The organism is Chamaesiphon sp. OTE_20_metabat_361 (assembly GCF_031364565.1).
On record NZ_JANLWO010000145.1, the window covers coordinates 1 to 6,676 of the forward strand.

General features: G+C 44.4%; 9 protein-coding genes. 5 read left to right on the top strand and 4 right to left on the bottom strand.

What is annotated here, in order from left to right; genetic code table 11:
- The first annotated feature begins 157 nt into the window (after positions 1–157).
- Both RMO35_RS04050 and RMO35_RS04055 read left to right on the top strand, forming a co-directional pair.
- Complete coding sequence (locus RMO35_RS04050; protein ID WP_309738731.1) at positions 158–940, top strand: hypothetical protein; 783 nt, start codon at positions 158–160, stop codon at positions 938–940.
- Positions 941–942: 2 nt separating this feature from the next.
- Complete coding sequence (locus RMO35_RS04055) at positions 943–1,644, top strand: hypothetical protein (RefSeq protein WP_309738732.1); 702 nt, start codon at positions 943–945, stop codon at positions 1,642–1,644.
- 145 nt (positions 1,645–1,789) lie between these two features.
- On the opposite strand, the gene RMO35_RS04060 is transcribed toward RMO35_RS04055, so the two are convergent.
- From RMO35_RS04060 to RMO35_RS04075, 4 genes are read right to left on the bottom strand one after another with little or no spacing between them, the layout of a single operon-like run.
- Complete coding sequence (locus RMO35_RS04060; RefSeq protein ID WP_309738733.1) at positions 1,790–2,032, bottom strand: hypothetical protein; 243 nt, start codon at positions 2,030–2,032, stop codon at positions 1,790–1,792.
- Between the two features lie 6 nt (positions 2,033–2,038).
- Complete coding sequence (locus RMO35_RS04065; RefSeq protein WP_309738735.1) at positions 2,039–2,326, bottom strand: hypothetical protein; 288 nt, start codon at positions 2,324–2,326, stop codon at positions 2,039–2,041.
- Between the two features lie 4 nt (positions 2,327–2,330).
- Positions 2,331–3,074 carry a hypothetical protein gene (locus tag RMO35_RS04070; protein WP_309738736.1) on the bottom strand — a complete coding sequence of 248 codons (744 nt, stop codon included), beginning with the start codon at positions 3,072–3,074 and terminating at the stop codon, positions 2,331–2,333.
- Complete coding sequence (locus RMO35_RS04075) at positions 3,067–3,429, bottom strand: hypothetical protein (protein WP_309738737.1); 363 nt, start codon at positions 3,427–3,429, stop codon at positions 3,067–3,069. The genes RMO35_RS04070 and RMO35_RS04075 overlap by 8 nt, the downstream gene beginning before the upstream one ends.
- Positions 3,430–3,768: 339 nt before the next feature.
- Between RMO35_RS04075 and egtD the strand changes: the two genes are divergently transcribed.
- From egtD to RMO35_RS04090, 3 genes are all read left to right on the top strand, one after another.
- Entirely contained in the window at positions 3,769–4,788 is a 1,020-nt protein-coding gene (gene egtD, locus RMO35_RS04080) for an L-histidine N(alpha)-methyltransferase (protein ID WP_309738738.1), read from the top strand.
- A gap of 270 nt (positions 4,789–5,058) precedes the next feature.
- Entirely contained in the window at positions 5,059–5,595 is a 537-nt protein-coding gene (locus RMO35_RS04085) for a DNA phosphorothioation-associated protein 4 (RefSeq protein ID WP_309738739.1), read from the top strand.
- A 263-nt stretch (positions 5,596–5,858) separates the two neighbouring features.
- Positions 5,859–6,676, top strand: an 818-nt coding sequence (locus tag RMO35_RS04090; RefSeq protein WP_309738740.1) for a B12-binding domain-containing radical SAM protein, incomplete at its 3' end; no start/stop codon positions are given.

A 6,676-nucleotide genomic window follows, 5' to 3' on the forward strand; every position in this document is an offset into this window, starting at 1 on the left:
GGGTAGAGGGGAGTTTTTGATGTTTACTTCCTCAATATAAAGCTACTATCGATCGATGTGGCAACTGATATCAGTTCGGGCTAAGACTATCAGCGAAACTCATACATCGATGTCATGACCGATTTTAATTAAACTACAAACTATCAAAATAGGGAGTATGATGACAGACCCACTAGATAAAATTAGATGTATTCAGTCAATAGCTAAATTCGATCGAGCAGATATCGATCGATTAATCGAGTATTCACATGACGACAATCTTATCGTTCGATATCATGCTTATTGTAGGCTAAATTCAGATAATCTAGACCCGCGAATTTTATCGGAACGAGATTGGGAGTTATTGCCTAGAGGTATTTTGCTTAATCCAGGTGACATAGTTTGGAGTGTTTATCAGTCTGGTTTGACTTATAATGACAGCGACTATACTATTTGGGATTTTTCTAATGATAATGGTGAAAATATCTACAGAGAAGAAATTGATGTTAGCTGTTATGACTTGTGGAATAAAGAGGTGGCGCATAAATTTATTTCAACTCATATCGATCGGTCGTCTGCCCAAGCTGCTTCCGACCGGGCAATTAAAGAGATAATTGTGAGAGATGAATATCCTTACAGCGGTGATTATCATTTAGCTCTACAGGTAGAAGAAATCTCTCAGCAAGATATTTATAATTTAGTAAAACAATATAATATTTCAGATTTACCTCACCCTCAAGATTTGCAAATTGTTAAGCGTGACTGGTGGGAGGATGAAGATCGAGATGAGTTGCGATGGAGGGCTGAAGATAGTTTACGTAATTATGCTTGGGCTATTTTGGAAAAATTAACAATCGAAGAACACTATGAGGTTATAGATAAAATTTATACTAATCTCTTTGGTAGACTCGCTTGTGTCTGTAGGGAAACCGTTCGAGAAATTACTTACTTTAAGCCTTAATTATGCTGGGATTGAGTATATCTGCGATCGGTATCTGTCCGATCGCTGAATGTCTAGAGCTTTTTGACTTATTTAAACCTTCACTCCAATTAGAATATTTAGAACTCGCGATCGGTAGTAATTGTCGAGTTGATTTTGATTATCCAAATATTTCGCTAATTTTGCATGATTCCTGCTTGTACGAGAAAAATCATCGGCAGCTACTCAAACTTTCTAAGCCCGAAACATGGTCGGTTTATGCCGACTTTATCCAGCAAAATCAACATGTTGTAGCTGTTTCTATTCATGCACCACGTCGATGGGAATGTAACCGCAGCGAACTAGAACGTTCGTTACTAGACTTACAAAATATTCTCCAGGTACCAGTAGCAGTAGAAGTAATGCCTACTGTCGATTATTGGTGTTCTAGTTTAGATAGTTTGGTGGACTTTCCACTGTTATTAGATGTATCTCATATTCTGATTTGGCAGCAGGGAAACGAGCGAGCTACGGAGAATACCTGTAAAGAATTATTGAAATCGCACGATGTCATCGAGATTCATCTCAGTCACAATCAGGGCATTGCTGATACACACGATTTGATTCCCGAAGATATCTGGTTCGGTCGATATATTACTGATTGGCGCGATCGATATTTTGTGACCTATGAAAGCTTACCTGTATCGCTGGTATCTGGCATGATGCCTCATCAATCTAGTAAATAGCGAATATCCCATTTGGAGCATCAAATTCAACTCTGTATAAATTCAGAAGATCCCGACCTACTAATGCCATTTCTCCGATATCATCTACCGAACAGCCATAGACTCGAAATACAAAATGGCGATATCGGTCGAATCGAATACCTACTTAATGGGGAATCGCTAAACTTAATTGTCCGCAGACTGGAATCCGCAATGCTCGATCTGATACCTGAGCGTTCACTTGGATTAGCCACGGAATGGGCACAAGTGTACAATCTGAACCTGTATCTAAGATAGCTTGACCGACGACGGAAGGATGCTCGAATTTCCCTGGTTGAATGAGTTCTAGCGGCATTACTGGAATTGCTGGAATATCTCCACCAACAGATGTATAACGATAAGTTCCCATGATGTTTTATTTCAAATTGGGAGCCGAACGCACTAGTAGTTTGGGTTCTGTGTTCATTACCTTGCGAATAAATAAAGGGCGTGGTTCGGCATCTCCGTAGATTCTTAATACTAGGACTTCACGATCGATATCGGAGTCTAATACTTGTCCGTTCTCACACCAAACATACCGACCTAAAAATTGCTCTATTAGCTGGGGCTTTGCTGCTTCAAACAGATCTGCTTGCTGCTCCATATAAGTCACAATTTCTGGGGCTGGATACGCACGAACATCGTTAGATTTGGCAATAGTCATAGATTTATCGGTTATGGGAGGATGAATAGATTCGATCGTTTTTCAAGGCTTCCTGCGACTGGCTCAGATCTTCCTGATTTATCTGCCATTTTGCTGGAAACTTATCTTTGGTGAAGACTTCAAGAGACTTGTTAAAACATTCGATCGACTTTTGCAAATTCTCCTGTCGTTCCCCTTTAGTCCGATCGAAGTAAGCTAAACCAAGATTGTGTTGGAGCATCGCCCAGTAGTCAGGCAACTTGTCTCTAGTGTAGATTTCCAGAGCATAGTAGAAACAATCGATGGGTTCGCGTTCTCCGTTTGGGGATAACAATCCTGATTCGAGCCTATCGATGGGTTCAATCTCGCTGTGTTCGGAGTAGAGACGGTCAATTTCTTGCTCATAATCTGGGTGAAACCAAACCGCAGTTGCTCTTGGTATAGCTAGATATCGCAAAGTTTCTACAACCAGAGCGGGAATATTCGCCGCGATCGTCGATAGGTTATTCTTAGGATTGAAATCGACATACAGGTCTACCCCGATTTCCGGTGCATTTCCATACTGTCCCAGCACCACTGTATTACCTGATGGGAGCGTGATATGTGCGAATTGGATATCGTCTAAGTCGTCATAGCCTTGAAAGATTGGCAACCCCGTACCAGCAACTAAAGAAGATAATTGCGCGTTGAAATAGACAACGATCTCATTTGTCGGTGTCACTTCTTCAAAGCGTACGCGCTGACTCTTGGTAGTTATAGGATTAGTCATCAGCAATATAGACCGGATCGAATTGGTTGCAATAAGCGATCTTTACCTTAATTTTAGCGTACTCATCTTCGGTACGAACCCCTTCCCGTTCTCCCGACCAATATAAAACACCACCTGGCTTAGTATTACGATCTGGTTCGACCTCAGTATAAAATTCGATGCCTGTTGTCGTCTTTATGCCGTTTTGGTCTTGTGGCAATTTCTCAAGATAAGCCTTGACTTTGGGAATATGGCTTTGAAAAATATTTCTGGCTGGGCCGCCCCATAGTTCTTGGCTGGCTATTTGTGCCCTTGCAGTCGCCACATCATTAGGTTGTCTGCTCTGTTTGCGATGATAAATTTGCCCCTCGGTCACACTGCTCTGCTGTAAATCGCCTTCGCTATCGTAGCATGGGGTTGGAGTGGCTGATATTCACATAATGAGCTAACTCAATCGATCGATTGTATTGCTGTTGAGATTTGCATCTGCGTAATCTCATCTACAAAATCTATCCAGAAAGTTGTTAGCTGGCAAGGCTTACAAGACGGTCGATCGATAAGGAGGGAAATCCCCACCTGTTATTATTTAGGGATAGGGTTTTTGATAAAGAAAGGTAAGTTACAATTTTGTGCTCTTAGCTACGGCGATGCGTGCCAACTTGAGCCTGCCCGATCTGACTCAACCCTTAACCGTCATCGATACGGAAAAACCCACATGAACGCCACAACTACCGAACACGATCGACTGCGATGGATTAGTGTAGATAAAGATCTACCGACGATCGATCGGGGTGAAGATATTATCGCTGGTTTGAGGTCAACCCCTAAAACCTTACCACCTCGCTACTTTTATGACGATCGCGGCTCAGAATTATTCGAGCAGATCACTGACTTAGCCGAATATTATCCCACCCGCACCGAGCAAGCCATTCTCGATACCTACGTCTCGGAAATTATCGACTTAACTGGAGCCTGTGAAATCGTCGAACTCGGTAGCGGTAGCTCCCGCAAAACTCACACCTTACTAGCAGCCTACTCGCAACTCGACAACCCCCTTCATTATTACCCGATCGATGTGAGTGCAGGTATCCTCCGCTCCACCGCACTAGAATTACTCGCAACTTACCCCCAGCTCAACGTCTGCGGCGTCGCAGGTACCTACGAACGCGCCCTCGCCAAGCTGCCCCCGCGCATGGTAGAAAACCGGATGCTGATGTTCTTGGGTAGTACGCTGGGCAATATGGACGATCGAGCGTGCGATCTCTTCCTTACTCAAGTCCAGCAGGCACTCCAACCCGGTGAGTTTTTTCTTTTAGGTATCGACCTCCAAAAACCGATCGCTGTCCTTGAAGCTGCTTACAACGATGCCCAAGGCATCACGGCTGCTTTTAATCTCAACATGTTACAGCATCTCAACGATCGCTTTGAGGGTAACTTTAATCTCGATAATTTCGCACATTACGCCTTCTTTAATCCCGTAGCCAGTCAGATTGAAATGCACCTCAAAAGTCTGATAGCTCAAACTATTAAACTCAACGCTTTGGGCTTAGAAATCTCCCTCCAATCGGGCGAAACTATTCACACCGAAATCTCGCGCAAGTTTCATCTTCCCACTCTGAGCGATACCCTCACCAGTCATGCGCTCCAACCGCTCAAAGTCTGGACAGATCCCCAATCTTGGTTTGGGTTGATTCTTTGTCAACGGCAATGTTTACTCGCTGGTGATTGCCCGTAGATCGATTTTATGGCTCGAAATGTAGATGGTGGGCAGTGCCCACCCTACTGGGACGACACTTCCGATCCGGTTCCCCCCTTAAAAAGGGGGGCTAGGGGGGATTTCTAGGGTTTGCGAGTGCTAATCTATACTTTTAAAACCTCCTATACTAATTAGTCCGCGTAGGCGGACTTTGCATCACAAGCGGCGATTTCAATCGCTGGAGTGTCCTAACAACTATAATCTTACTCATATTCGTCCGCCTTAGATCGCAGCTCCGCACCCACACTTATGTCTGAAAATCGAATTCGCGTTGCCAAAGACAAAGCGGAATTAGTCAAATCACTAATCGCAGCGACTGACAATAATAGCCCGTTTCAAACCTATGCTGACGTGATTTTATTTGCCGCAGTATTGGGTGCCAAACACAAACAACGCACGCCGCTGGGCGAAATTTCCAAAAAAGAACCAGGGTCGATTAGTATCGAGATATTTATCGCGCGGGGTTACGATCCGGTGATGAAACTAATTGCGATCGCCGCTACTGAAAATATTAATGTGATTTCCCCAGATCGCGCTGACGTCGAACAGCAGCGGATTGGGATCTTTGAAGAATATGCTAACGGCGGATTGGATTTGCTCGATCGAGAATTATGTGGCGCGGTAGACTATACCGAACGAATTCTCTTGATGTTGTCGGTTGCAGCGGCACGGCAGAAATCGATCGCAGATCGTCAGTCGATCGATCCGACTGGCGCTAATTTGGCTAGTGTAGATCTCGACAATACCGAACTAGTAGAATTCGATCTGCGGAAATTTTTGGATTAATATGGATTAAATCGATCTACTAACATCTTGCACCAGCAACTGAAATCACGCCGAGGGTGTAAGAGCATGTGTTTCAGTCAGCGAATCGCTATCCACTATCCACTATCCACTATCCACCAGAACACCAGTAATTTCGTTTTGATGCAAGATGTTAGTCTAAAACATGTTGCCAAAGAAACAAAACCAACTAAACTAAAGTCAGTTAGTTGTATGCGTCCATCATTCCACCTAACGGGGAATGCCGTTACTTGGAGATAATATTTATGAACGTTCTGCTCCTCTACCCTCGTTTCCCTAAGAGCTTTTGGTCATTTGAGAAAATGATCGAATTGATGGGTCGTAAAGCTTTGATCCCACCATTGGGCTTGATTACCGTTGCTGCTATCCTCCCTCAAGAGTGGAATTACAAGCTCGTCGATCTCAACGTCCGCGAAGTTACCGAAGCTGAATGGAGCTGGTCGGAACTAGTTATCTGCTCGGCAATGATCGTCCAGAAACCCGATTTACTCGCCCAGATTCAAGAAGCCAAACGCCGAGGCAAGCGCGTCGCCGTCGGTGGCCCTTATCCTACTGCATTGCCGCATGAAGTCTCAGAGGTGGGCGCAGATTATTTAATTTTAGATGAAGGCGAACTGACGATCCCCTTATTTGTTGAAGCAGTCAAACAAGGACAAACTTCTGGCACCTTCCGCGCACCCAATGGCGAACGTCCCGACGTAACCACTACTCCCATCCCCCGCTTTGAACTGCTGGAATTCGATGCCTATGCAGAGATGTCCGTCCAGTTTTCGCGCGGTTGTCCGTTCCAGTGTGAGTTCTGCGATATCATCGTCCTCTACGGTCGCAAACCCCGGACGAAAGATCCCGCCCAAATGCTCAAGGAACTCGATTATCTCTACGAATTGGGTTGGCGGCGGAGTATCTTTATGGTCGATGACAACTTCATCGGCAACAAACGCAACGTCAAACTGTTGCTCAAAGAATTACTACCGTGGATGGTCGAGCATAAGTATCCTTTCTCCTTTGCAACTGAAGCCTCTGTAGACTTGGCAAACGACCAAGAACTGATGGATATGATGGT

Excerpts from the sequence above, each read along its gene's own strand:
- RMO35_RS04050 (WP_309738731.1), top strand. The coding sequence starts at position 158 with ATGATGACAGACCCACTAGATAAAATTAGATGTATTCAGTCAATAGCT.
- RMO35_RS04055 (WP_309738732.1), top strand. The coding sequence starts at position 943 with ATGCTGGGATTGAGTATATCTGCGATCGGTATCTGTCCGATCGCTGAA.
- RMO35_RS04060 (WP_309738733.1), bottom strand. The coding sequence starts at position 2,032 with ATGGGAACTTATCGTTATACATCTGTTGGTGGAGATATTCCAGCAATT.
- RMO35_RS04065 (WP_309738735.1), bottom strand. The coding sequence starts at position 2,326 with ATGACTATTGCCAAATCTAACGATGTTCGTGCGTATCCAGCCCCAGAA.
- RMO35_RS04070 (WP_309738736.1), bottom strand. The coding sequence starts at position 3,074 with ATGACTAATCCTATAACTACCAAGAGTCAGCGCGTACGCTTTGAAGAA.
- egtD (WP_309738738.1), top strand. The coding sequence starts at position 3,769 with ATGAACGCCACAACTACCGAACACGATCGACTGCGATGGATTAGTGTA.
- RMO35_RS04085 (WP_309738739.1), top strand. The coding sequence starts at position 5,059 with ATGTCTGAAAATCGAATTCGCGTTGCCAAAGACAAAGCGGAATTAGTC.